The sequence below is a fragment of the Flavobacterium tibetense genome (genome assembly GCF_003293845.1).
Lineage (GTDB): Bacteria > Bacteroidota > Bacteroidia > Flavobacteriales > Flavobacteriaceae > Flavobacterium > Flavobacterium tibetense.
The window spans coordinates 109874-132723 of record NZ_QLST01000002.1 but is presented as its reverse complement, the minus strand read 5'-3'; the positions used below and the strand labels follow the sequence as shown (position 1 = coordinate 132723).

Here is a 22850-nt window from a genome sequence, read left to right as displayed (position 1 = left end):
CTTTGGAATTTGATTTATGAACTTTAAACTAAAAAAAGTATGTTGTACTACATTTTTCAATATTTAGATAAAGCATTTGACGTTCCTGGAGCGGGAGTTTTTCAATACATAACGTTTCGTTCAGGTTTGGCATTTATTTTATCCTTGGCTTTTGCTACTATTTATGGAAAAAAAATAATTTCATTCCTTAAAAGACAGCAAGTAGGTGAAACCGTTAGAGAATTAGGACTGCAAGGGCAAAATGAAAAAGCAGGAACACCAACAATGGGTGGAATCATTATCATTTTAGCGACTTTAATTCCGGTTTTCTTATTGGCTAAATTGGAAAATATTTATGTGATTTTACTAATTGTAACCACGATTTGGATGGGGTCAATTGGTTTTTTAGACGATTACATCAAAATTTTCAAAAAAGATAAAGAAGGATTAAAAGGAAGATTCAAAGTTATTGGTCAAGTAGGTTTGGGTATAATTGTGGGTTCGGTATTGTATTTTCATCCAGGAGTAACGGTAAGAAAAGATACTTTGGGTGATAAATTCAAAGTTGAAAATGTAGAAGCTTCAAAATTGGAAGAAAAATCGACAGCAACAACAATTCCATTTCTAAAAAACAACGAATTTGATTATGCAGAAGTATTGTCATTCATGGGCGATGGTTATAAAGATTGGGCTTGGTTAATTTTTATTCCGGTTGTAATTTTTATCATTACAGCGGTTTCAAATGGAGCCAATTTAACGGATGGCATCGATGGATTAGCCGCAGGAACTTCAGCTATTTCGGTGTTGACACTTGGAATTTTCGCTTTCTTATCAGGAAACATCATTTTCTCGGATTATTTGAACATTATGTATATTCCAAATTCTGGTGAAATGACCATATTTATTGCAGCATTTACGGGGGCGTTAGTTGGTTTTCTTTGGTATAATACCTATCCAGCAACCGTTTTTATGGGCGATACAGGAAGTTTGACTATTGGTGGAATTATCGCAGTAATTGCCATCGCTATTCGTAAAGAATTAATGATTCCAATTTTATGCGGTATTTTCTTAGCTGAAAATCTTTCGGTAGTGTTACAGGTTAGTTATTTTAAATACACCAAAAAGAAATACGGTGAAGGTCGACGCATTTTCTTAATGTCGCCGTTGCATCATCATTACCAAAAAAAGGGGTATCACGAAAGTAAAATTGTAACCCGTTTTTGGATTGTTGGAATTTTATTAGCCATTTCATCATTAGTAATCTTAAAACTGAGATAATATGCGATTAGTTGTACTCGGTGGTGGCGAAAGTGGTGTAGGAACTGCCATTTTAGGAAAGAAAAAAGGATACGATGTTTTTGTGTCTGATTTTGGCAAGATTAAAGAAAATTACAAAGAAGTTCTTACCATTAATAAAATTCCTTGGGAAGATGAAAAGCACACAGAAGCATTAATTCTAAATGCCGATGTAGTAATGAAAAGTCCAGGAATTCCAGATAAAGCGCCAATTGTAAAGCAGTTGATGGAAAAGCAAATTCCCGTGATTTCAGAAATTGAGTTTGCCATGCCATTTACCGATGCTAAAATCATTGGAATAACAGGAAGCAACGGAAAAACAACTACTACTTTGTTGACGTATCATTTACTAAAACAAGGCGGTTTAAATGTAGGCTTGGCAGGAAATATTGGAAAAAGTTTTGCTTGGCAAGTAGCAGACAACAATCACGAGTATTATGTGTTGGAATTGAGCAGTTTTCAATTAGACGGAATTGTAAGTTTCAAACCACATATTGCAGTAATTACTAATATCAGCCCAGACCATTTAGATAGATACAATTACGATTACAATTTATATATCGCATCCAAATTTAGAATAACCGAAAATCAAACAGCAGCCGATTATTTAATCGTCGACAATGAAGATAGCGCGATTCAAAATTGGTTGCAGAACAACAAAACACAAGCAACAGTTTATCCATTTTCGCTACAAGAAGAAATAGAAAAGGGATGCTATTTAAAAGAAGATACCATTTACACCAACATTAATAACGAAGAATTTACTATGCCAATTAAAGAACTAGCTTTAGACGGAAAACACAATGTAAAAAACGCAATGGCAGCAACTGCTGTGGCGCAATTGTTGAAGATTAGAAAACAAACCATTAGAGAAAGTTTAAGCAATTTTCAAGGAGCAGAACATCGTTTGGAAAAAGTGTTGAAGATTCAAAATGTGCAGTACATTAACGATTCTAAAGCTACTAATGTAAATGCAACATTCTTTGCGTTAGATAGTATGAATACGCCAACGGTTTGGATTGTTGGTGGTGTAGATAAAGGTAACGATTACGATGAGTTGATGGCATTGGTAAGAGAAAAAGTAAAAGGAATTATATGTTTAGGTGTGGATAACCAAAAATTATTCAACACGTTCAATGGAGTAGTAGATGTTATGATTGAAACTACATCAATGACAGAAGCTGTAAAAATTGCACAACGCATGGCAGAAAAAGGCGATACGGTTTTGTTATCTCCAGCATGTGCAAGTTTTGATTTATTCGAAAATTACGAAGACAGAGGAAAACAATTTAAACAAGCGGTTCATAATTTGTAAACCAAAATGAATAAAGTAATATCCAGTTTAAGAGGCGATAAGGTAATTTGGGCAATAGTTTTTCTATTGGCGCTGATTTCCTTTTTACCTGTTTACAGCGCTAGTACCAATCTAGTATATGTAATCGGTAAAGGCTCTACAATGGGATATTTAGTAAAGCATCTCGGACATCTATTTTTGGGTTTTGTGATTATTTTTTTCATTCACAAAATGCCCTATCATTATTTTCGAGCGCTTTCGTTGGTTGGAATACCAATAGTCATTGTTTTACTGTTGTTCACGCTTTTTCAAGGAACAACAATTGGCGGTGCCAATGCCAGCCGATGGATTCAAATACCATTTGTTGGAATTAGTTTTCAAACGTCAACTTTAGCGTTCATTGTTTTAATGATTTATGTGGCGCGCTACTTGGCAAAAGTAAGCGATAAAGAATACAGTTTTAAAGAATCACTTTTAGAATTATGGTTGCCTGTTTTTGCAGTTTTAGCCTTGATTCTTCCTGCTAATTTCTCTACGACTGCTTTGATATTTTCGATGGTTTGTATGTTGGTTTTCATTGGATACTATCCCATAAAATATTTGGCATTCATCATCGGAGCCGGAATTGTAAGTTTAGCATTTTTTATTCTAGTAGCCAAAGCTTTTCCAGACGCTATGCCAAACCGTGTAGATACTTGGATTAGTCGCGTTGATAGTTTTATGGATGATACGCCTAAAGAAGATGCATACCAAATTGAAAAAGCAAAAATTGCTATAGCATCAGGCGGAATTAAAGGCTTAGGTCCAGGAAAAAGTGTGCAAAAGAACTTCTTACCACAATCATCATCCGATTTTATTTTTGCCATAATTGTTGAAGAATATGGTTTAGTTGGTGCGGTTGGTATAATGTTTTTGTATATGTTGCTCTTTGTTCGGTTTGTTATTAATGCCCAAAAAGCGAATAGTTTATTTGGGAAATTGTTGATTATTGGATTAGGTTTTCCTATTATATTTCAAGCCTTGGTTAACATGTCAGTTGCCGTAGAATTGCTGCCAGTAACCGGACAAACCTTACCATTTCTGAGCGCTGGAGGAACTTCCATTTGGATGACTTGTTTGTCTATTGGTATCATTTTAAGCGTAACCAAAAAAGATGAAGAAGTAGCATTAGATTTGGAAGAACAACGTAAAAGAGACGAAGCATTACAGCAAATAATTGATGCACAAGTAGCATTAAACGAAGAAAAAGAAGCCGATGAAAATCAGCAAAAAATAAATAGCATGAAAAGTTCAATTAGAGAGTCACTAGTTGAAGATGAAAATGGCGATGTGTTAGTAAACGGACAAAATCCAATGAACGCCGTTTTAAATAAAAAATAAAAGAATAAATCATAAAATTGTCCCCTTTAGGGGTGTAAAATGAGAAAACTAAAATTCATATTAAGCGGAGGCGGAACAGGCGGACATATCTATCCGGCAGTAGCTATTGCCAATGAGTTGAAAAGCATTTATCCAGATGCGGACTTTCTTTTTGTGGGTGCCAAAGATAAAATGGAGATGCAAAAAGTGCCTCAAGCAGGTTATCCAATCAAAGGACTTTGGATAGCGGGTTTGCAGCGAAAAATTTCGTTCAAAAATGCATTGTTTCCACTTAAGTTGTTGGCTAGTTTAGTGAAATCGTTTTTCATTTTGAAGCAATTCAAGCCCGATGTTGTGATTGGAACAGGAGGATTTGCAAGTGGTGCTGTTTTACAAGTAGCCCATTGGATGGGAATTCCAACGGTTGTGCAAGAACAAAATTCATATCCTGGAATTACCAATAAATTATTAGCTAAAAAAGCCAGTGCTATTTGTGTAGCTTATGAAGGATTAGATAAGTTCTTTCCAAAGGAAAAGCTCACTATCACAGGAAATCCAGTGCGTCAAGATTTAATTGAAATCGATGAAAAACGCATTCAAGCTTTGACTTACTTAGAATTGGACAGTACAAAAAGAACGTTGCTGGTTTTAGGCGGAAGTTTAGGGGCAAGAAGAATAAATCAGCTCATCGCTAAAGAAATTGATTTTTTATTGGATTTAGGATTACAAGTAGTTTGGCAATGTGGAAAATTGTATTTTAATGAATACAACCATTTCAATGAGAAGAAAAATGTACATGTGTTGGCATTTATAGATAAAATGGATTTGGCTTACGCGGCTTCCGATTTTATTATTTCGCGTTCTGGAGCATCTTCGGTTTCTGAATTGTGTATTGTGGGAAAACCAACCATTTTTATTCCATCACCAAATGTGGCGGAAGATCACCAAACGAAAAATGCCATGGCAATCGTAGAGAAAAAAGGAGCCATCATGTTAAAAGAATCTGAATTAGAGAACCAATTTAAAAACGAATTTGCCGACTTGGTTTCCAATGATGAAAAACAAGCGAAGCTGAGCAAGAAGATTCACAAATTAGCCTTGCCAAATGCAACAAAAGAAATTGTAAAAGAAATAGAAAAATTAATAAAATAACTAGAACAAAAGTCAAATTCAAAATTCAAGAACAAAAATCAAACTTGAAACCTGAAACTTGAAACCTGAAACAAAAAATGAATAGTAACCAAATACATAACGTCTACTTTATCGGAATCGGAGGAATCGGAATGAGTGCTCTTGCGCGCTATTTTGTTGCCTTAGGAAAAAATGTGGCAGGATACGACAAAACACCGACGCAACTTACTCAAGAGTTAGAAGCGCTTGGAATGACAATCCATTTTAATGATTCGGTAGAGGCTATTGGTACGGCATTTTTGAATAAAGAAAATACGTTGGTAGTTATTACGCCCGCTATTCCAAAAGACCATTCGGAGTGGAATTTCTTCCAAAAAAACGGTTTTCAAATCAAAAAGAGAGCCGAAGTCTTAGGAATTATAACCAAAGATACGTTCTGTTTCGCAGTAGCTGGAACACACGGAAAAACAACAACTTCGAGCATTTTAGGACATATTTTGCACCAAAGTGGCGTTGATGTTACGGCGTTTTTAGGCGGAGTTGTAGAGAATTATAATTCGAATTTAATTGGTTCAGGAAAAACAGTTACTGTGGTTGAAGCCGATGAATTTGATCGTTCGTTTTTGCATTTGCATCCTGATTTAGCTTGTATCACCTCAATGGATGCCGATCATTTAGATATTTATGGTGATGCAACAGCAATTGAAGCTTCTTTTACCGAGTTTGCAAATAAGGTAAGCTCAGAAAATTTATTTATTGCCAATGGCTTACCATTAACAGGAAATACCATTGGAATAGCTGCTAACACAACATTTTCAGCAAATAACAGCCGCATCGAAAATGGATTCTATGTGTTTGATATTCAAACGCCCAAAGAGGTAATTACCAACGTGCGTTTTGGTTTGCCCGGACATCACAATTTGATGAATGCGTTAACTGCTTTTGCCATGGCTTACACTTATGGAGTTGCTCCTGAAAAAATAGCAGCTGCATTAGCTTCATTTCCTGGAATTAGACGTCGTTTTTCTTTCCAAATTAGAGAGGAAAAATTGGTATATATTGACGATTATGCACATCATCCAACGGAAATTAACGCCGTACATCAAGCGGTTCGTGAGTTGTATCCGAATAAAAAGATTATTGCAGCATTTCAACCGCATTTGTTTTCAAGAACCAAAGATTTTATTGATGGTTTCGCAACCAGCTTAAGTCAATTTGATGAAATTTTGTTATTAGAAATTTATCCAGCAAGAGAATTGCCAATGGAAGGCGTGAATTCGAGTTGGTTATTAAGTAAAATTACCAATGAGAATAAAAAACTGGTAACACAAGAATCCTTGTTGGAAACTTTTAAAAATTCAGACGCCGATGTTTTTGTTACAATCGGGGCTGGCGATATTGGGGAACAAGTAAAAACAATTAAAGATTTACTCTATGAAAAGATTTAATTGGCAAAATATTCGATTGGTTTTAATTGCTTTTGCGATGGTTTTCCTGTATTCATTTGCATCAAAAAGAAATCAAAACAGACTAATTACGGATATAAATATATCATTTGCAGTAGGTCAGGATAATTTGTTTATAACTCATGAAATGGTTAATAACTTGTTAATACAAAATTGCGGAGGTGCTTTACCAATTAAAAAATATAGAGTAGATTTGAATACTTTAGAATCTGTTCTCGATGATCACGAGATGATAGAAAAAGCGCAAGTTTTTTCAAGTATAGATGGTTCTTTAAGTGCGCATATAAAACAAAAGACCCCAACCGTAAGACTACTGTCGGCTAATACTTCGTATTATGTTGATAGTAAAGGAACTAAAATGCCTTTGTCCGATAATTTTTCTGCTCGAGTACCGCTCGTTGTGGGAGAATTTCCTGATGAAGAGAAAGAGAATTATGTGTTTTTGTTTAATGAAATCAATAAAGATGATTTCTTAAAGAAAAACATAACTGGAATCAAGATTTTGCCTTCAGGAGGCGTAATCATGACCAATAGAAATTACGATTTTAAAATCGTTTTGGGTAAACCCATTCATGTAGAGCAAAAGTTAAAGAATTATAAAGCTTTTTTTCTGCATGCTGTGAAGGATACCTTGATTAAAGAGTATAAAGAAGTAAACTTAATGTTTGAAGAACAAGTAGTTTGTAAGAAATAAGTAGTGTTATGAACAAAGACAATATAGCAGTAGGACTAGACATTGGTACAACAAAGATTGTAGCCATGATTGGTAAGAAGAATGAATATGGTAAGCTAGAAATTCTTGGAGTAGGAAAATCTAAAAGCTTAGGTGTTCATAGAGGTGTTGTAAATAACATTACACAAACGATTCAATCGATTCAACAAGCAATTTTAGAAGCAGAAAATAACTCAGGTTATAAGATTAATGATGTTGTGGTTGGAATTGCGGGCCAACATATTCGCAGTATTCAACATAGTGACTACGTAAGTCGCCCAAATGCAGAAGAAGTAATTGGTGATGCTGATATTGATGCTTTGATTGGTCAAGTACATAAATTGGCAATGTTGCCAGGTGAAGAAATTATCCACGTATTACCACAAGAATTCAAAATTGACGGACAAGCGGAAATCAAAGAACCAATCGGAATGTATGGTGGAAGACTAGAATCTAGTTTTCATGTAGTGGTGGGTCAAGCGGCTTCTATTCGTAATTTAGGAAGATGTGTTAAAAGTGCGGGATTAGAATTATCTGGTTTAACTTTAGAACCATTGGCTTCAGCTGATGCTGTTTTAAGTCAGGAAGAAAAAGAAGCTGGAGTTGCTCTAATCGATATTGGTGGTGGAACAACAGATTTAGCCATTTTTAAAGACGGAATTATTCGTCATACTGCTGTAATTCCTTTTGGAGGAAATGTAATTACAGAAGATATTAAAGAAGGTTGTTCTATTATTGAAAAACAAGCGGAATTATTAAAAGTACGTTTCGGTTCAGCTTGGCCAGGAGAAAATAAAGACAATGAAATTGTTTCTATTCCAGGTTTACGAGGAAGAGAACCAAAAGAAATTTCGTTGAAAAACTTATCGAAAATTATTCACGCTAGAGTAGTGGAAATTATCGAGCAAGTATATGCTGAAATTAAAATTTATGGTCATGAAGACCCAAAGAAAAAATTAATTGCAGGAATCGTATTAACTGGTGGTGGAGCTGAGTTAAAACACATCAAGCAATTGGTAGAATATATTACAGGAATGGACACCAGAATTGGTTATCCAAACGAACATTTAGCTGGAAACTCAGACGAAGAATTGTCGAGCCCATTATATGCCACTGCTGTTGGTTTAGTGATGAATAGTGTTAGAAATAATACGAAAAGCGCTACGCCATTAGTAGAAATGAAAAAAGAAGAACCTGTAGCGGTTGCAGTTGAGCCGGTTGCAGAGGAACCTACTCTAGTAGCAGAAAAAGAAGTTGAAAAAACGGAAGAATCTACTGGAGATAGAATCAAAAAGTCATTTTTTGATAAGTACATAGAAAAGATTAAAGAATTTTTAGATAACGCAGAATAAAAAGTACCATTATGTCAGAATTAACAAGCATCGCATTCGATTTACCAAAAAACCAATCCAACGTTATCAAAGTAATTGGTGTTGGTGGAGGTGGAAGTAACGCCATTAATCACATGTTCCAACAAGGAATTAAAGGTGTTGATTTTGTTATTTGTAATACCGATTCGCAGGCATTGCAAAATAGCTCCGTTCCCAATAAAATTCAGTTAGGTGTTAGCTTAACCGAAGGACTTGGAGCTGGAGCAAATCCTGAAATTGGTCAACAATCTGCCATAGAAAGTATTGCTGAAATTGAGAAAATGCTAGATTCGAATACTAAAATGGTCTTCATTACTGCAGGAATGGGTGGTGGTACAGGTACTGGTGCTGCTCCTGTGATTGCTCAGTTAGCCAAAGAACGCGAAATTCTAACCGTTGGTATCGTAACAATTCCTTTCCAATTTGAAGGTAAAGTACGTTACGAACAAGCGATGAATGGAGTAGAAAGACTGCGTAAAAATGTAGATTCACTAATTGTTATCAATAACAACAAACTGCGTGAAGTTTATGGTAACTTAGGATTTAAATCTGGTTTCTCTAAAGCAGATGAAGTTTTAGCAACTGCTGCAAGAGGAATTGCTGAAGTAATTACCAATCACTATGCACTAAATATCGATTTACGTGATGCTAAAACCGTGTTATCAAACAGCGGAACAGCAATTATGGGATCAGCAACAGCAACAGGAGAAACACGTGCTAAAGACGCTATTGTAGCGGCTTTAGATTCACCATTGTTAAATGATAATAAAATTGCTGGCGCTAAAAACGTGTTGTTGTTAATCGTATTTGGAACAACCGAAATCACCATGGATGAAATGGGTGAAATCAATGAATATATCCAATCGGAAGCCGGTTATAGTGCTAATATCATTATGGGAGCTGGTGAAGATGCAAATCTTGGAGAAGCCGTTTCTGTAACTATCATTGCTACAGGTTTCAATGTAGAGCAACAAGCTGGAATTGTTAATGCAGAACCTCAAAAAATCATTCATTCATTGGAAGACGATCAAAAGTTGGTTCATGATTTAACAGCTAAAACAATAAACAATATTACGGTTGATAATCCTATTTTCGAAACTGCTCCAGAAGTAAAAAACGACATTATTAATCCCATTTGTGATGAAGTTACCAATGAAAAAGTTGTTTTTACTTTAGAAGAAGAGCCTGTTTTTGAAATTCAAGAAGTTAAGCCAGCAATGGATTTAATTCCAACGTCTGAATTTCTTAAAAATATCGATGTAACTTTTGAAGTGGTTACACCTAATGTAGCCCCAACATTCGAAATCATTACACCTCAAATTAGAGAAATTGAAGTAAAAGAACCAGAGTTTGTAGTTGCAACCGAAGACTTTTCGTTTTCTTTTGATTTATTTGAAGCTAAGCCAGCACAACAAAATACGATTTTTGAATTGACGGAAGAAACTAAAGCTATGGAAGTAAAAGATCCGATCAATGTAGTGCCAGTTACTGAAGTGAATCAAAATGGCGTAATCAGATATTCTTTGGAAGATTTTCCAGAAATAGAAGAAATCGTAGAAAAACCAGTTGCTCAAGTACAAGAACCAATTGACGAAGAGTTAAATTTTGGATTTAAAAAACAAGTAGAAAACAAACCAGCATATCCAGTTGCAGAGCAAGTTTCTCCTTTTGAAATGTCTATTGACGAAGTACGAGCACGAACAGAAGAACGCAAGCGAAAAATGAAAGAGTTTAACTATAAATTCAACAATAACGCTGCAAAAATTGATGAAATTGAAAGTATACCAGCATACAAAAGAGCGGGTTATGATGTAACATCGTTACCCAATCAAAACAACAATCAGTCTAGAATGTCATTAGGCGTTGATAGCAATGATGATGTGCAATTACGTTCAAATAATTCCTTTTTGCACGATAACGTAGATTAATCCCTGTAATACATAACCTACCACAAAAACCCGAGTCTAGTATTCGGGTTTTTTTTATTACTTTTGCAGGGTGTTTTTTTGAACCTATTTCCAGCTGTTCATTGCAAGTTTTTTGATTAGCCTACCATTTTTCTACTATTTTAAAAGAGCTTCTTAGGTCGCTTTTTAAAAAAAAGAAAAATTGGCATCCTAATTCAAAAAAGCTTTCCATTACCATCTGGGGTAGAGAAGAAGTTAGAAGCTAGAAATAAGAAGTTAGACGAAACTTGAAACCTGAAACTTGAAACCTGAAACCTGAAACAAATAACACAAACAACAAACCAATAACATTAAAAATAAAAATATGAGTTTAGAATCAAAAATCATGGACCAAATGAAAGATGCCATGAGAGCAAAAGACAGCATAGCATTAGAAGCTTTACGAGCGATAAAATCAGCAATTATTTTAGCAAAAACAGAAGTAGGAGCAGCTGAAGGCTTAACAGAAGATCAGGAAGTAAAAATGCTGCAACGTTTAGTTAAAATGCGTAAAGACAGTGCAGAAATTTTTACCAGCCAAAACCGTGCTGATTTAGCGGAGCCAGAATTGGCTCAAATTGCAGTTATTGAAAAATTCTTACCAGCACAATTATCAGAAGCAGAAATTGAAGCCATTATCCAAAAAATCATTTCAGAAACTGGCGCTTCAGGAATCGCCTCAATGGGAAAAGTAATGGGATTAGCATCAGCACAAATTGGCGGACAAGCGGAAGGAAAAGTAATTTCTGGAATTGTTAAAAAATTATTAGTTTAAAAAGAGGTTAGATTTTAGAAGTTAGAAATTAGACCAATTTACTGTCTATTCTCTAACTTCTATTTTCTGTTCTCTCAAAATGGCTGCGTAGTTCAACTGGATAGAATATCAGATTTCGGCTCTGAGGGTTGGGGGTTCGAATCCCTTCGCGGTCACTATTGTTCCCTATTTACAAGGCTTTGCAATTTTTTTACTAAACATTTACTAAACATTTACCAAAATGCCTTTTTTATTGGTCTAAAAACAGTCATTACATACGCGCGTCAGATTGTAATATAATTATTAAAAGTTACGTTTAAACACGCGTAACAGATAGTTAAATAATCAAAAAAGTAATTATTAATGATAATTTTAATCGATTAATTTTATACTACTTTAGTATATTAACTTATAATACGTTTTACACGCGTAACAGATAGTTGAATAAAGAAATAAACATTATATTTGTAATGGTTTTATGCAAAGCCTGTGTAACACTATTTAAACAAAAAAAGAGCAACTTTAAAAGGTTGCTCTTTTGTTTTTTTGTGTTTATAAATTACCAACCTTCAGACTTATTAGCTGTTGAAATTATACTTTCAGATAATGATTTATTTAGGTTATTAAAAAACATTGGTATTTCATTAATATACTTATAAGTAGCTCTCAAAGTACCGTCTTTTTTAAATACGTATGCTTTTACAAGGTCTTCATTTGTCATTTTTGATGTAAACATTTTAACATCATACCAACCACCTTGACTATAAGAACTTGCAAGTTTCAAACTTTGCATACTAATTAAATCAAATTTATATTTTCCGTCTTTAACATTAATTTCGATTTCGTATTTAGTCGGTTCATAATGTTTTCCCATTGCATTATAAGAATGTAAAGTTTCTGAATATCCTTCAAATCTTACATACTCATTTTCAATAGTCGAAAGTATTACTTTGTCAGGATTTTTATAAGTTACTTTAATCCATTCAATAACTTTTTTATAAATTTCGGGTGCAGTTTTTCCTTCAATTGGTGTAACAATAAAATCAGTCATTCCGTTTTCTGCAGTAAAAGTAAATTCTGTTTCTTGTGCACTTGAATAAAAACAGACTGCCATTAAAAGTCCTAAAAATAATTTCTTCATAATTTGTATAGTTTAATTTTAACAAATATAACCATTTATGTCATTGTTATATTTACGGTTTTCCGTATTTAAGTAATTTTTCTCAATTCGTTCCCGTGATAATCTACTAAATCAAACGTATTAATTAACTCCCAAATTTCGGGCGTGTGCTGTTCGATTCTGTGAATAGCTTGTTCAGTATTGGAATAAATACTTAAATCCTTAACGATTGGTTTATGCTGTATGTTTTTCACTTCATTTATGTAAACGTCTGCTAAATCCGTTCCAGCTTCAAACTCGTTTTGATTTTCCAACCAATCATTAACAACTATTTTAAAACCGACTGCATTGAGTTCGATTGCTATTTTCAACCAATCGTTATACTCACTTTTATCGGGAAACGAAATAATCTTAAAATCTTTAATAGGCTTCAAAAATTCGTACTTTAAACCTCCTTTGCTCCCTGTTGCCAACCAAACGTAATCGGGTTTAAATAAACTCATTATAACGGCTGTTTTTTCAGCTTCAACCAATGCAATTGTTTTAGTATTGGTTTCGTTAATTAGGTGCAAACCAAATAAACATTGACAAAGATTAAACTTTTCAAGTTTTAAAATACTTCGAACGCTGTTAATAAATCCTTTGCCGTCCTTGTTCTTTGTTCTTTTGCCTGTTTCAGAATTAAATAACATTACTTTGCCGTGCCTTACTTTGTTTTGGTTATCAATTTGCCAAAAAGTAGTTGCACCGCTCCAATACTTTGACGTTCCAATTAAGTAATTTATAATTGCCTGTTTAACCTCATCATTTGAAAAAATGGTTTTAAGGAACTGAACAAAATTATTTTCTTTAAAGTTCCGACCGCTTTGAGAAACCAAACTAAAATCGTGAAAACTTGGTTCGGGCGGTGGCGTGTTTATCACTTCAAAAGTGTTTTTAATTTCGCCTTTGGGTGTGCTGTGATAACCGCAATTTGTTTCACGGTCGCACCTTCCAAACTCATCATTTAAGTAATTCCTTGTTTCAGTATCAATGTATTTCACAAAGGTTCGTTTGTGGCACTTTGGACAAATAAATTTTTTACTCCCTTTGTCCAAACTAAATTTATATTGCTTCATAGGTTTAAGGTTTAAACCAGTTTAACTAGACCTTACAATCAAAGGTTTATCAGTTTATAAGCGTATATTTACGCTTAAACTAAACCGATAAGACAAATAAAATAAAGTAATAGTTAAACCGATTGATTTAATTAAATTTTATCTTCTTGAAATTTTCCAAGGGTGTAAGGTGCTTTAGTTTTTTCTTGAAGCAACCAACCATTATTTGAACAATCAGTAATTAAAAGTTTTGTTCTATTTGTTCCAATACTGCTATTAAATTGATTTTGATAAGCAATTATAATTTGTTCAACTAATTTGCCGTAACTGAAACTTTCGCCCTTACTGAAAACCTCCGTTAATAATTGATACTTTTTGAAGTCTTCCAAATTGGTAACATCAAACCTATTCTTTTTTGTTTCGGTTCTTACTTCAAAGTTTTCTGCAATTATCGGGATTCCGTATTCGTTAATTTCAAAGGCAAAAACTTCGGGTTCTATGTTTCTACATTGTTGAGGTGTAACAATTGAAATATTGGTATCGTTTTCAGCTTTTGCAACCTCTAAAACGGTTTCGGCTTTGTTTATTAATTCAGTTCCGATATGTCCACGGGCGTTGGTATCGCTTTTGTTTTGGTGCAATACGGTAACAATATGAATATTGCGTTCCTCCGTCCATTTCAGTAACTTACTTGCAATGTTTGTAGCTTGTTCCTCATCATTTATTGACGTTACTAAATCTTTGATTCCGTCAATTACTACAAATCCAACTTTATCATTGCTGTAAATTTCGTTTTCAATAAATTGCAACCTTTCGGACGGTGTTAAACTTCTAAGGTAATAAGTATGTAAATTAACGGGTTCGGGTTGGTTAATTTGTGCGCAAATACGTTTAACGGCTTTCTGAACGTGGTATTTACCTTGTTCGGTATCAAAGTATAACACTTCGTTTTTATCGTTCGGCAAATCGCTTTTAAATCGCTCCAAAATCAAATCGTTACTTAATGCGGTTGAAACTGCAATATTTACAAAAAATGATTTTTTAGCTTTAGCTTTACCAATTATAACGCTAAAGTTTCCAAGCGTTCCCAAAATTGCGTAACCTTCTGTTTTAGTATTTGCTAAACTAATTGCAATTTGTGGTTTTGGGATTGCTTCATTTACGTCAATCTTATATTTTGAACGCTCAATTTTATGCTGTTCGATTCTTTCGATTTTAATTTCGTTTTGACGTTGTTTAAATTCGGTTTCTGTAATGTGGCGTTGCTCATCATTTAACCAAATCATTTTTTCGCTTATTGGTTCGCTTAAAATTGCTTTATCTATTGCGGTGCTTAAATCTTTTAATTTATTCGTTTCCATAGCTTAAAACATTTTTAATTGGTTCGACTGTGGAAACAAATCGGGATTGGTTGTATAAGTACCAACTTTTGAGTTGCCTGTAATTTTGCACTTTCTGTAACCTACTAATGCAATTCTGTTTTCATTTCTTAATTCTGAAACATAACGACAAATGTTTTCACGCATTACATTTGTTTCAGCGTCAACTTCTTTCATTGTTTTAGGGTACTCATAAAAAGCGTTATAAACTGCTTTTAATTGCTTTTCTCTGCTGTTTGCCTGTGTACTCATAATCTTAATGATTAATAGGTTTAACAGCTTCTAAAACTTCGCTTTTTTTATACAAAACGCGGTTGCCTATGCCGTACGATTTTAATCGACCGCTACGTGTGTGTTTCCAAAGGCTTGTTTTGTTAAAATTTAGTAGTTTGCAAACCTCATCACGTGTAAGTAAATCGTTTGACGGCTCAACCTGTGCAACTTCTTTTTGTTGCAATAGGGGTGCAAGTGCTTCGGCTAACTCCTGTAAAGTAATGCCGTTTAAAAAAATGTTTGTGTTACTCATTGTACTTCATTTTAAAAGTGAAGTACAAATAGATATTAGGGTTTTTTTAGGGTTTCCCTAAATCGTTTCATTTAGATTCAAAACCAATATCAATAAGGTATTTAGTTACTTTATTTACTGGCTTTACAGAGTTCAAAGGATTATTTTTTTGTTCAACATTTTTGCCTAACATCGCGTTTAACATTGGTTGAATAGTTCCGCTTTTCGCTCCAGTAACAGCACTTAAAACAGTTGCTAAACTATTGGTTGAACTTTGAAATGGTTGTTGTTTTATTAAAAAGTCAATAACTCCGAGTTTATGTAAATAAATTATTTTTTCTGTTGCCGTGGTATCACTTAAATCAATTGCTTCGGGTTGAATAGTTACTTTTAAATTTTCTTTTTTGTCTTTCAGCAAGTTGATTTAAAGGATATGCATTATGCTGTTTAACAAATGTTTTAATTGATATTTGTTTTTCTTCGATTTCTTGAATTAAATTGAGTTCAATAAAGTCAAAAAAAGTATTTAAACTTTCATTTGATAAGCTATTGTAATTCCTTTCTAAAATTTCTTTAATTAAAATAAAATCATTTGTTTTCAGAATAGTAAGAATATCAATTTTAATACTATCTAATAAGTTATTATTATTCATTTTTTTGCCTGTGTAAATTGAATAAAGTTTTATTTTGTGCCTGTGTTATGTATAACCTCCAATTGAGGTGTTTTGTCTTTCGGTGCTAATTTACTGAAATACTCCAACATTTGATAAGCATTATCATAAGTTGTGTTTCCAATATAATGTAGAAAAATTCTTTCTGTTCCGTGTCCCGTGACATTCATTAACACGGGTGTTGGTATGCGTCCGTAAAAGTTAGTTGCAAACGAGCGACGGCAAACGTGTGAAGTAATGAATTTATACTTTGGCTTTGTTTCAACTTTCAAAGGGTTTCGGCTTGTTACTTTTATCTTTGCTGTAACGGGTTCGTTTATTTCAGCAATTTCGCAAACGTCTTTAATGTATTCGTTAAATCGAGCCAAAGATATTTTATAAGGCAAACCGCTTTCGATTATTTCAAGTGCTTCAGGTAGTAAAGGAATAGCAACCAATTTGCCTGTTTTTCGTTGCTTTAATTCAATTATTTTCATTCCGTTAACCTCTTTTATGTTTTTCCCTGTAATATTCAGCAAATCGCCTCCACGTTGCCCAATTAAGCAACCAAGCAACAACCATTTACGGGCGTTTATTAATGCTTCACGGAATAATTCAGCTTTTTTAATTTTTTCCTGTTCGGCTTCGGATAATGTTATAATTTCTTCAGGTGCTTTACTCTCTGAAATACTTTTAATGTTCTTTAATTGGGTTGAGGTTTCAATATCATTTTTAAAAGCGTCAAAACAGATAGTTTTAAGGTTATCAATATTTTTGCCTACATAGTTAACAGAATACTTTTGATTGAATAACCAAATTTTGTATTTTTCAACAAACTGCAAATTAATGTCTTTAATTAAAATACTTTTGCCTTTGTTGGTTTCGGCTTCATATCTTAAAATCGTGTTTTTAAATAGCTTTAAATTTTGCACACGTCCGTTACTCAATCCCGTTTCTTTTTTTTGATTCTGTTTGTACGGTGCTTCATCAATGTACTTTTGTATGTAGTTTGTAAGAACGTCCAATTCAATAACCTGTTTTTTATTATTGAAAATATCAATTTGCTCCTGTAACCAATCGCCTGTAATTGTTTCGCCTTGACTAACTGAAACATTAAAAGCGTTTTCAATTTCAGCACTTAATTTATCCAAAGTAAATTTTAAGGTTTTGAGTTCCTGTTTACCTTGTTTTGGTGTTCCCTGTATTTGGGTGTTCTTTGTGGTGGTTTTTTTCTTTGAAGCGTTTTTTATAGTAATCGCTTTTTTTGTTTCTTCGGGTTTCCAATCATTTGAATTTATTAAAAATCCCGTTTTTCTGTATAATATTTGATTGCGTCCGACCGATAAGCGAATATAAATATTTGAACTTTCGCTTTTGCTTTGAATTAAAAATTTAATAGTTGCCATTTTGAGTAGTTATTTTGAACACTCAAATATAATTAAAAAAAACAACTTACTAAACATTTACTAAACATTTGGTGTATTTGTGTGAATTTTAGCGAATTTATGCAAATTGCATTTTTTATAATTCCTTTGATAACAATACATTTAAGAGATTTTTTGATTATATTGAAATACACGGGTTCAGTTCCCTTCGCGGTCACTATTTCTATTCAAAATATATTTCAGGATTCTTAGTTAATCCTAAATCAACTATCATTTTCTTAACGGCATCTTTCTTTGCTTTTGGCCAAGATTTTCGTTCGGGTTTGCTTAATTCTTTTAGTAAAATACGTTCTAAAACTTCTTTTTCTGTTCCGGCTTTGGTTCCTGTTTCTAAACCTTTTAAGTCGTTTAAATTTCTTATCCAATGCAAGAAAAATCCGTTTTCAATAGAATTCACAACATTTTTCAAAACAATATAACTTTTTTGGGTACTCAAATCTGCTTTTGGAAAAACGTCATATAAAGCATCTGCTACTTCTTTTTGTTTTTCAAAATCTTGGTAGGTTAGTAACAAATCGGCATAAGCATATAAAGTTTTGATGGTTCGGTCGCCTTTTTGGTATTTTTCTGCTAATGCAGCGTTTCTTAAATTGGGCTGTAAACTTACTCTTCCTATTTCCATAAGGGTATTCGCATCGGCTTTTACACTAGAATGATGGAGATAGTTTTTATTGGCATCGAAAAACAAAAAAACGGGAACACCGTCCAAATGCAAACCAGAAGTTTTCATGAAGTTTTCTTCTTCTTTAGTCATGCCGTTGTCAATATTTAAAGCATAATTTACAAAATTCTTATTGTAATAATCGGCTACTTTTGGATCTTTCATCACAACAGCTACTTTTTTACAAACGGGACAACTCGGACTGTAATATTCTATAAAAACCGATTTGTTTTGTTGTTTGGCTTTGGCAAAGGCTTGTTGCAAGGTTTTTTCAAATTGGATTTCTTGTCCAAAAGAAAACAAACTAAAAGTGAAGAATAAAAAGGGGAATAGATTTTTCATGAATTTTGGCTTTATTTTTTAAAAATACACAAAAACCAGTCCAAAAGCAAAAAAGTATATTTTTTTCGAGATAATTGACTTACAAATATGTATTTTCGTAACGTCTCAAAATCGGCTTACCATTGGAATATTTTTTAATTTTTTTCGGTCTCGTTTTTCTACTTTTCTTTATGTATCATGTAATTGTAGAACCGCTTTATGCCTTTGTGTTTCGAAAGCCTATTTACGTTCATTTTTATTTGTTTCCAAAACATTTGACTTTGCCTCAGTTGCAAATTTTACATACCGAATTTGATTTCTACCAAAAATTATCACTCAAAGAAAAAAAGTATTTCGAACATCGCGTGGCTACTTTCATTGAACGCTACGAATTTCACGGAAGAGAAGGTTTAGTAGTAACTGATCAAATGCGCGTTTTAATTGCCGCAACAGCTATTATGCTTACTTTTGGTATGCGAAATTATTTATTTACTTTGATAGATAAAGTAATTATTTTTCCAGATATTTATTACTCTAGTGCTAACGATAATTACCACAAAGGAGAATTTAATCCGAGAATGCGGGCTATAGCATTTTCTTGGAAACATTTTATGGAAGGTTACGCCATTAGCAATGATAATTTGAATTTAGGTTTACACGAATTCGCCCATGTCATTCATTTTGAAGGTTTACGAAAAACAGATACGTCATCCACCATTTTTGCAGCCGCTTATGATGATATTATGGAACAAATTAAACGTCCGGCTAACTATAAACGTTTGATTGATTCCGATTACTTTCGAATTTATGCTTATACCAATCAATATGAGTTTATTGCCGTTATTTTAGAACATTTCTTTGAAACCCCAAAACAATTCAAGTTAGAGTTTCCCGAATTATTTGAACAAGTTAAGATTATGATTAATTTTAACGAAGTCATATAAAATACAAAAAAATAACTTCATATCCTATGATTTAGCACATTTTTATTCTTTTTTTTATTGTTAACTTTGTGTATATCAATAAATTAAACAAAAAGAGTATGAAAAATAAAGTGACTGTTGCTACTATAATGACTAAAAATGTAGTGAAATTAAATTTATCTGATGATTTGACCAAGGCGGAGATGTTGTTCAAGAAACACAAAATCAGACACATTCCTGTGGTTAGTAGCAATAAAATTTTGGGCATGCTAAGTTATACCGATTTACTTCGTATTTCTTTTGCGGATGCCGTTGATGAAGACGAAGATATTGTAGATACAACGGTTTATAATATGTTTACTGTAGAACAAGTAATGGCAAAAAAACTAGTTTCTATTACGCCAGAGACCACAATAAAAGAAGCAGCCGAAATTTTATCTAAAAAGGAATTTCATGCTTTACCGGTTTGCGAAGGCGATTTGCTAGTTGGTATTGTAACTACAACCGATTTGATTAAATATTTGATTGAGCAGTATTAATAAATCTGACAGGTTTTTGAAGCCTGTCAGGATTTCTTTTTAATATTATTTCGTAATCGCTTTTAAATCAGCAATTGTGGCAATTGGATTTTCTGCTCCAAAAACATAACTTCCTGCTACCAAAACATCAGCGCCAGCATCAACCAATTGTTTTGCATTTTTATTCGTAACGCCACCATCAATTTCAATTAGAGTTGAAGCGTTTTTTCTGTTGATTAATGCTTTCAGTTTTTCAACTTTGGAATACGTATTTTCTATAAAAGATTGTCCACCAAAACCAGGATTCACACTCATAATACAAACCAAATCAATATCTTGAATCACATCTTCCAATAAATCAACATTGGTATGTGGATTCAAAGCAACTCCAGCTTTCATGCCTTCTGCTTTAATCGCTTGAAGTGTTCGGTGTAAATGCGTGCAAGCTTCATAATGAACGGTTAAAATATCAGCTCCTAATTTTTTGAATGTTGCGATATATCGGTCAGGATCAACAATCATTAAATGTACATCGATTGTTTTTTTAGCGTGTTTGTTAATGGCATCTAAAACAGGCATTCCAAAGGAAATATTTGGAACAAAAACGCCATCCATAATATCAATATGAAACCAATCGGCTTCACTAGTATTAATCATTTCAATTTCGCGTTGTAAATTGGCAAAATCTGCTGCTAAAACCGAAGGAGCAATTAAAGTATTTTTCATTGTGTTAAGTGTGTTGTTGGCACAAAGATAGTTTTTAGTTTAAAAGTTTAAAAATTTAACTCTCGAAACTTCGGGATAAAAGTTGGGCTGCTAGTGTAAAAACCAAAACCTCCAATATTATTGGAGGTTTTATTCTAAATATTCATCTAAATTAGTCTTTCTGCTTGTCTATTTCTTTTTGGATTAAGTTCCAATCATAATAATGAAAGGTCATTCCATTGCTCATAGCAACTAACATTCCTTTTGAAAAATCTTTATTAAGATTTATAGATGTAGCATCGGCTCCATCGCATTCAATTGTAGATACTGGTATTTCTGCAATTTTTATATGTTTGTTTTTTTGGTTTGAATTTTCTTCTCTAGTATATACAACAAACGTATTGGCTTGTTGGTTGGAAACTAAAATATATCCAGTAGATTCAGTTTTTTTATAAATAGCTATTCCCTCGTTGTCGGATTTGAAATCATTTTGTCCAAAAATTGCTATTTCATTATTGTCATTCTTTGAAGGGTCAGCAAAATACTTACGAATTCCTATTTGTTCGTCTGAATAATAAACAAATCCTAATTCATTATCTACAGCTATTGCTTCTATTTCTTTTTTACCACTATAATTTCCAAACTTCCTAATGATTTTTGCTTGTACCACTCCGTTTTTAGATTCCAATTGGTATTGCCATAAATAACTTCCAGATGGGCCATTTTTTCTTCCTACTATTGCAAATATTTCACCATCAGAAGGTCTAGTATAAAGGGCAATTCCCATAGGGTTTCTTTCTGTTTCTCCTTCAAATACTTCAATTCCACCATTGTCAATTGGTTCTAAGTTTGGTAAAGAAAATATCCTGATTTTATTTGTTTCTCTTTCCGTAGTTACAGCAATATCAAGAGTTGTGTTACCTACTTTTAATTTATAAGCGACATCTACATTGTTTGGTCTTTTTAATGGAATCGATTTCTTTATGATTTTACCGTTTAAATCATACAAATAAAGACCACCGTTAGAATCTTTGTCAGTTCCAATAATTAAACTATTTGAAGCATTAGTTGGATGAATCCAAATAGCGGGATCATCAGTATCGTGCGGTGTTTTTTCAGTAATTATTTTTGGTTGTATGGCATTTTTAGCTATTGGTGCTAATTTATCTTTACAGCTAACTAAAATAACTATTGAAAATAGAACTACTTTTAATTTATTCATTATTTTTTATTAATTTCATGTGCGTATAAAACAGTTCCTGATTCATTAATCAGATGAACTAACATTTTTTCTGTGTTTACAGAAAAAGTCATAAATCCTGGAATTGAAATGGCATAAATTGTACCTTCTCTGTTCCCTGTTGGTCTAACTTCACTTCCAGCTCCTGATAGAAATTGAGTAGTGTAACAATTTTTCGATTTAATGATTTGCAAATCGTGTTCATGTCCACACAAATAGGCGTCTACTTTAAATTCATTAAATATCGGTGTTAACAAGTTTTCTATGTCTTTAGTATCTTGACTTTTAAGTCTTTTTCCACCTGAATACATAGGATGATGTCCTACAACTATCTTCCATGTTATAGCTTCGTCTTTTTTACTTAAAGTTTCTATAAGCCATTTCTTTTGGGCTATAGTGTCTTGTTTTTTTACGTTTTGTCCTTTTTCGTCATTATTTTCATAATAACTCTTTATAAAAGGATTTGTATCAATAAAAATTAACTGTATTTTTTTCCCTCCTTTTAATTCAATTATTTGTTCAAAATATTGACTCGGCATGTGCCATCTTCTACTAACATTAGAATAGTCAATTTGCGCTTGTATATTTCCTGAATAATCGTGATTTCCTAATCCTAAATACCAATCACATTGCAAATCAAAATGATGATATACATTCTCAAATGATTTTTCAAAATGCGGATCTTGAGTGCTTTGGACTCCGTATGGATAAAAATTATCTCCAACTGAAACTACAAAATCTAAATCTATTTCAATAGCGGTTTTAGCCATTTGGTTTGCAACTTCTTTTTGGTTGTATTCTCCAAACCTTCCAAAATCACCTAAGACAATAAAGTTTTCACTGTCCTTTAGTGTTTTTTGAGAGTTTTTTTGTGCATTTGTAATTTGTATGTTTAGTAATAGTACAAATAGGTATATGAAATGTTTCATGATTGAAAATTATTTTTTATATAAATATAAATTCGACAAACTTTTAAGCT

Annotated in this window: 23 protein-coding genes and 1 tRNA gene; 12 read left to right on the top strand and 12 right to left on the bottom strand. The window is 33.1% G+C overall.

Annotation, left to right across the window (positions count from 1 at the left end):
* Positions 1-39: 39 nt before the first annotated feature.
* The 10 genes from mraY to DPN68_RS02260 all read left to right on the top strand — a co-directional run bounded on the left by mraY (position 40) and on the right by DPN68_RS02260 (position 11483).
* Positions 40-1257 (top strand): phospho-N-acetylmuramoyl-pentapeptide-transferase, encoded by a 1218-nt coding sequence (gene mraY, locus DPN68_RS02305; protein ID WP_113987980.1) that lies wholly within the window; start codon positions 40-42, stop codon positions 1255-1257.
* Position 1258: 1 nt separating this feature from the next.
* Positions 1259-2590, top strand: a complete 1332-nt coding sequence (murD, locus tag DPN68_RS02300) for a UDP-N-acetylmuramoyl-L-alanine--D-glutamate ligase (protein WP_113987979.1) — start codon at positions 1259-1261, stop codon at positions 2588-2590.
* Between the two features lie 6 nt (positions 2591-2596).
* Positions 2597-3949: an FtsW/RodA/SpoVE family cell cycle protein gene (locus DPN68_RS02295; RefSeq protein WP_113987978.1), complete on the top strand. Its 1353-nt coding sequence runs from the start codon at positions 2597-2599 to the stop codon at positions 3947-3949.
* A 39-nt stretch (positions 3950-3988) separates the two neighbouring features.
* On the top strand, positions 3989-5080 hold the full coding sequence (gene murG / locus DPN68_RS02290; RefSeq protein WP_113987977.1) for an undecaprenyldiphospho-muramoylpentapeptide beta-N-acetylglucosaminyltransferase: 1092 nt from the start codon (positions 3989-3991) through the stop codon (positions 5078-5080).
* Between the two features lie 77 nt (positions 5081-5157).
* Positions 5158-6507: a UDP-N-acetylmuramate--L-alanine ligase gene (gene murC / locus DPN68_RS02285; RefSeq protein ID WP_113987976.1), complete on the top strand. Its 1350-nt coding sequence runs from the start codon at positions 5158-5160 to the stop codon at positions 6505-6507.
* Entirely contained in the window at positions 6494-7219 is a 726-nt protein-coding gene (locus DPN68_RS02280) for a cell division protein FtsQ/DivIB (RefSeq protein ID WP_113987975.1), read from the top strand. Before murC ends, DPN68_RS02280 begins: the two co-directional genes overlap by 14 nt.
* A gap of 8 nt (positions 7220-7227) precedes the next feature.
* Positions 7228-8589, top strand: a complete 1362-nt coding sequence (gene ftsA / locus DPN68_RS02275) for a cell division protein FtsA (RefSeq protein WP_113987974.1) — start codon at positions 7228-7230, stop codon at positions 8587-8589.
* A gap of 11 nt (positions 8590-8600) precedes the next feature.
* Positions 8601-10535: a cell division protein FtsZ gene (ftsZ, locus tag DPN68_RS02270; protein ID WP_113987973.1), complete on the top strand. Its 1935-nt coding sequence runs from the start codon at positions 8601-8603 to the stop codon at positions 10533-10535.
* Between the two features lie 343 nt (positions 10536-10878).
* Positions 10879-11328, top strand: coding sequence for a GatB/YqeY domain-containing protein (locus tag DPN68_RS02265; RefSeq protein WP_113987972.1), 450 nt, complete (start codon positions 10879-10881; stop codon positions 11326-11328).
* A gap of 81 nt (positions 11329-11409) precedes the next feature.
* Positions 11410-11483, top strand: a tRNA-Arg gene (locus tag DPN68_RS02260).
* 383 nt (positions 11484-11866) lie between these two features.
* On the opposite strand, the gene DPN68_RS02255 is transcribed toward DPN68_RS02260, so the two are convergent.
* From DPN68_RS02255 to DPN68_RS02215, 9 genes are all read right to left on the bottom strand, one after another.
* Positions 11867-12448 (bottom strand): DUF4468 domain-containing protein, encoded by a 582-nt coding sequence (locus tag DPN68_RS02255; RefSeq protein WP_113987971.1) that lies wholly within the window; start codon positions 12446-12448, stop codon positions 11867-11869.
* A gap of 68 nt (positions 12449-12516) precedes the next feature.
* Entirely contained in the window at positions 12517-13545 is a 1029-nt protein-coding gene (locus DPN68_RS02250; RefSeq protein ID WP_113987970.1) for a DUF6371 domain-containing protein, read from the bottom strand.
* Positions 13546-13676: 131 nt separating this feature from the next.
* Complete coding sequence (locus DPN68_RS02245; protein ID WP_113987969.1) at positions 13677-14885, bottom strand: AAA family ATPase; 1209 nt, start codon at positions 14883-14885, stop codon at positions 13677-13679.
* Positions 14886-14888: 3 nt separating this feature from the next.
* Positions 14889-15155 (bottom strand): hypothetical protein, encoded by a 267-nt coding sequence (locus DPN68_RS02240; RefSeq protein ID WP_113987968.1) that lies wholly within the window; start codon positions 15153-15155, stop codon positions 14889-14891.
* Positions 15156-15159: 4 nt separating this feature from the next.
* The gene (locus DPN68_RS02235; RefSeq protein ID WP_113987967.1) at positions 15160-15429 is read right to left on the bottom strand and encodes a helix-turn-helix domain-containing protein; all 270 of its coding nucleotides are present in this window, start codon (positions 15427-15429) and stop codon (positions 15160-15162) included.
* Positions 15430-15496: 67 nt separating this feature from the next.
* Positions 15497-15826, bottom strand: a complete 330-nt coding sequence (locus tag DPN68_RS02230; protein WP_113987966.1) for a hypothetical protein — start codon at positions 15824-15826, stop codon at positions 15497-15499.
* Positions 15771-16061 carry a hypothetical protein gene (locus tag DPN68_RS02225; protein ID WP_113987965.1) on the bottom strand — a complete coding sequence of 97 codons (291 nt, stop codon included), beginning with the start codon at positions 16059-16061 and terminating at the stop codon, positions 15771-15773. The genes DPN68_RS02230 and DPN68_RS02225 overlap by 56 nt, the downstream gene beginning before the upstream one ends.
* Before the next feature lie 29 nt (positions 16062-16090).
* Positions 16091-17464, bottom strand: a complete 1374-nt coding sequence (locus tag DPN68_RS02220) for a phage integrase SAM-like domain-containing protein (RefSeq protein WP_113987964.1) — start codon at positions 17462-17464, stop codon at positions 16091-16093.
* 202 nt (positions 17465-17666) lie between these two features.
* The gene (locus DPN68_RS02215) at positions 17667-18506 is read right to left on the bottom strand and encodes a thioredoxin family protein (protein WP_113987963.1); all 840 of its coding nucleotides are present in this window, start codon (positions 18504-18506) and stop codon (positions 17667-17669) included.
* A gap of 170 nt (positions 18507-18676) precedes the next feature.
* On the opposite strand from DPN68_RS02215, the gene DPN68_RS02210 reads away from it, so the two are divergent.
* Together DPN68_RS02210 and DPN68_RS02205 are read left to right on the top strand one after the other, a co-directional pair.
* Positions 18677-19429 (top strand): zinc-dependent peptidase, encoded by a 753-nt coding sequence (locus DPN68_RS02210; RefSeq protein WP_113987962.1) that lies wholly within the window; start codon positions 18677-18679, stop codon positions 19427-19429.
* A 98-nt stretch (positions 19430-19527) separates the two neighbouring features.
* On the top strand, positions 19528-19947 hold the full coding sequence (locus DPN68_RS02205; protein WP_113987961.1) for a CBS domain-containing protein: 420 nt from the start codon (positions 19528-19530) through the stop codon (positions 19945-19947).
* 45 nt (positions 19948-19992) lie between these two features.
* On the opposite strand, the gene rpe is transcribed toward DPN68_RS02205, so the two are convergent.
* The 3 genes from rpe to DPN68_RS02190 all read right to left on the bottom strand — a co-directional run bounded on the left by rpe (position 19993) and on the right by DPN68_RS02190 (position 22800).
* Positions 19993-20652, bottom strand: a complete 660-nt coding sequence (gene rpe / locus DPN68_RS02200; protein ID WP_113987960.1) for a ribulose-phosphate 3-epimerase — start codon at positions 20650-20652, stop codon at positions 19993-19995.
* 151 nt (positions 20653-20803) lie between these two features.
* A complete protein-coding gene (locus DPN68_RS02195; RefSeq protein ID WP_113987959.1) occupies positions 20804-21853 on the bottom strand; it encodes a phytase in 1050 nt (349 codons plus the stop codon).
* A complete protein-coding gene (locus tag DPN68_RS02190; protein WP_113987958.1) occupies positions 21853-22800 on the bottom strand; it encodes a metallophosphoesterase in 948 nt (315 codons plus the stop codon). Before DPN68_RS02190 ends, DPN68_RS02195 begins: the two co-directional genes overlap by 1 nt.
* Positions 22801-22850: the final 50 nt, after the last annotated feature.

Bases quoted from the DNA above. Each gene is read 5' to 3' on its own strand.
- mraY (WP_113987980.1), top strand. From the start codon at position 40: ATGTTGTACTACATTTTTCAATATTTAGATAAAGCATTTGACGTTCCT.
- murD (WP_113987979.1), top strand. From the start codon at position 1,259: ATGCGATTAGTTGTACTCGGTGGTGGCGAAAGTGGTGTAGGAACTGCC.
- DPN68_RS02295 (WP_113987978.1), top strand. From the start codon at position 2,597: ATGAATAAAGTAATATCCAGTTTAAGAGGCGATAAGGTAATTTGGGCA.
- murG (WP_113987977.1), top strand. From the start codon at position 3,989: ATGAGAAAACTAAAATTCATATTAAGCGGAGGCGGAACAGGCGGACAT.
- murC (WP_113987976.1), top strand. From the start codon at position 5,158: ATGAATAGTAACCAAATACATAACGTCTACTTTATCGGAATCGGAGGA.
- DPN68_RS02280 (WP_113987975.1), top strand. From the start codon at position 6,494: ATGAAAAGATTTAATTGGCAAAATATTCGATTGGTTTTAATTGCTTTT.
- ftsA (WP_113987974.1), top strand. From the start codon at position 7,228: ATGAACAAAGACAATATAGCAGTAGGACTAGACATTGGTACAACAAAG.
- ftsZ (WP_113987973.1), top strand. From the start codon at position 8,601: ATGTCAGAATTAACAAGCATCGCATTCGATTTACCAAAAAACCAATCC.
- DPN68_RS02265 (WP_113987972.1), top strand. From the start codon at position 10,879: ATGAGTTTAGAATCAAAAATCATGGACCAAATGAAAGATGCCATGAGA.
- DPN68_RS02255 (WP_113987971.1), bottom strand. From the start codon at position 12,448: ATGAAGAAATTATTTTTAGGACTTTTAATGGCAGTCTGTTTTTATTCA.
- DPN68_RS02250 (WP_113987970.1), bottom strand. From the start codon at position 13,545: ATGAAGCAATATAAATTTAGTTTGGACAAAGGGAGTAAAAAATTTATT.
- DPN68_RS02245 (WP_113987969.1), bottom strand. From the start codon at position 14,885: ATGGAAACGAATAAATTAAAAGATTTAAGCACCGCAATAGATAAAGCA.
- DPN68_RS02240 (WP_113987968.1), bottom strand. From the start codon at position 15,155: ATGAGTACACAGGCAAACAGCAGAGAAAAGCAATTAAAAGCAGTTTAT.
- DPN68_RS02235 (WP_113987967.1), bottom strand. From the start codon at position 15,429: ATGAGTAACACAAACATTTTTTTAAACGGCATTACTTTACAGGAGTTA.
- DPN68_RS02225 (WP_113987965.1), bottom strand. From the start codon at position 16,061: ATGAATAATAATAACTTATTAGATAGTATTAAAATTGATATTCTTACT.
- DPN68_RS02220 (WP_113987964.1), bottom strand. From the start codon at position 17,464: ATGGCAACTATTAAATTTTTAATTCAAAGCAAAAGCGAAAGTTCAAAT.
- DPN68_RS02215 (WP_113987963.1), bottom strand. From the start codon at position 18,506: ATGAAAAATCTATTCCCCTTTTTATTCTTCACTTTTAGTTTGTTTTCT.
- DPN68_RS02210 (WP_113987962.1), top strand. From the start codon at position 18,677: ATGTATCATGTAATTGTAGAACCGCTTTATGCCTTTGTGTTTCGAAAG.
- DPN68_RS02205 (WP_113987961.1), top strand. From the start codon at position 19,528: ATGAAAAATAAAGTGACTGTTGCTACTATAATGACTAAAAATGTAGTG.
- rpe (WP_113987960.1), bottom strand. From the start codon at position 20,652: ATGAAAAATACTTTAATTGCTCCTTCGGTTTTAGCAGCAGATTTTGCC.
- DPN68_RS02195 (WP_113987959.1), bottom strand. From the start codon at position 21,853: ATGAATAAATTAAAAGTAGTTCTATTTTCAATAGTTATTTTAGTTAGC.
- DPN68_RS02190 (WP_113987958.1), bottom strand. From the start codon at position 22,800: ATGAAACATTTCATATACCTATTTGTACTATTACTAAACATACAAATT.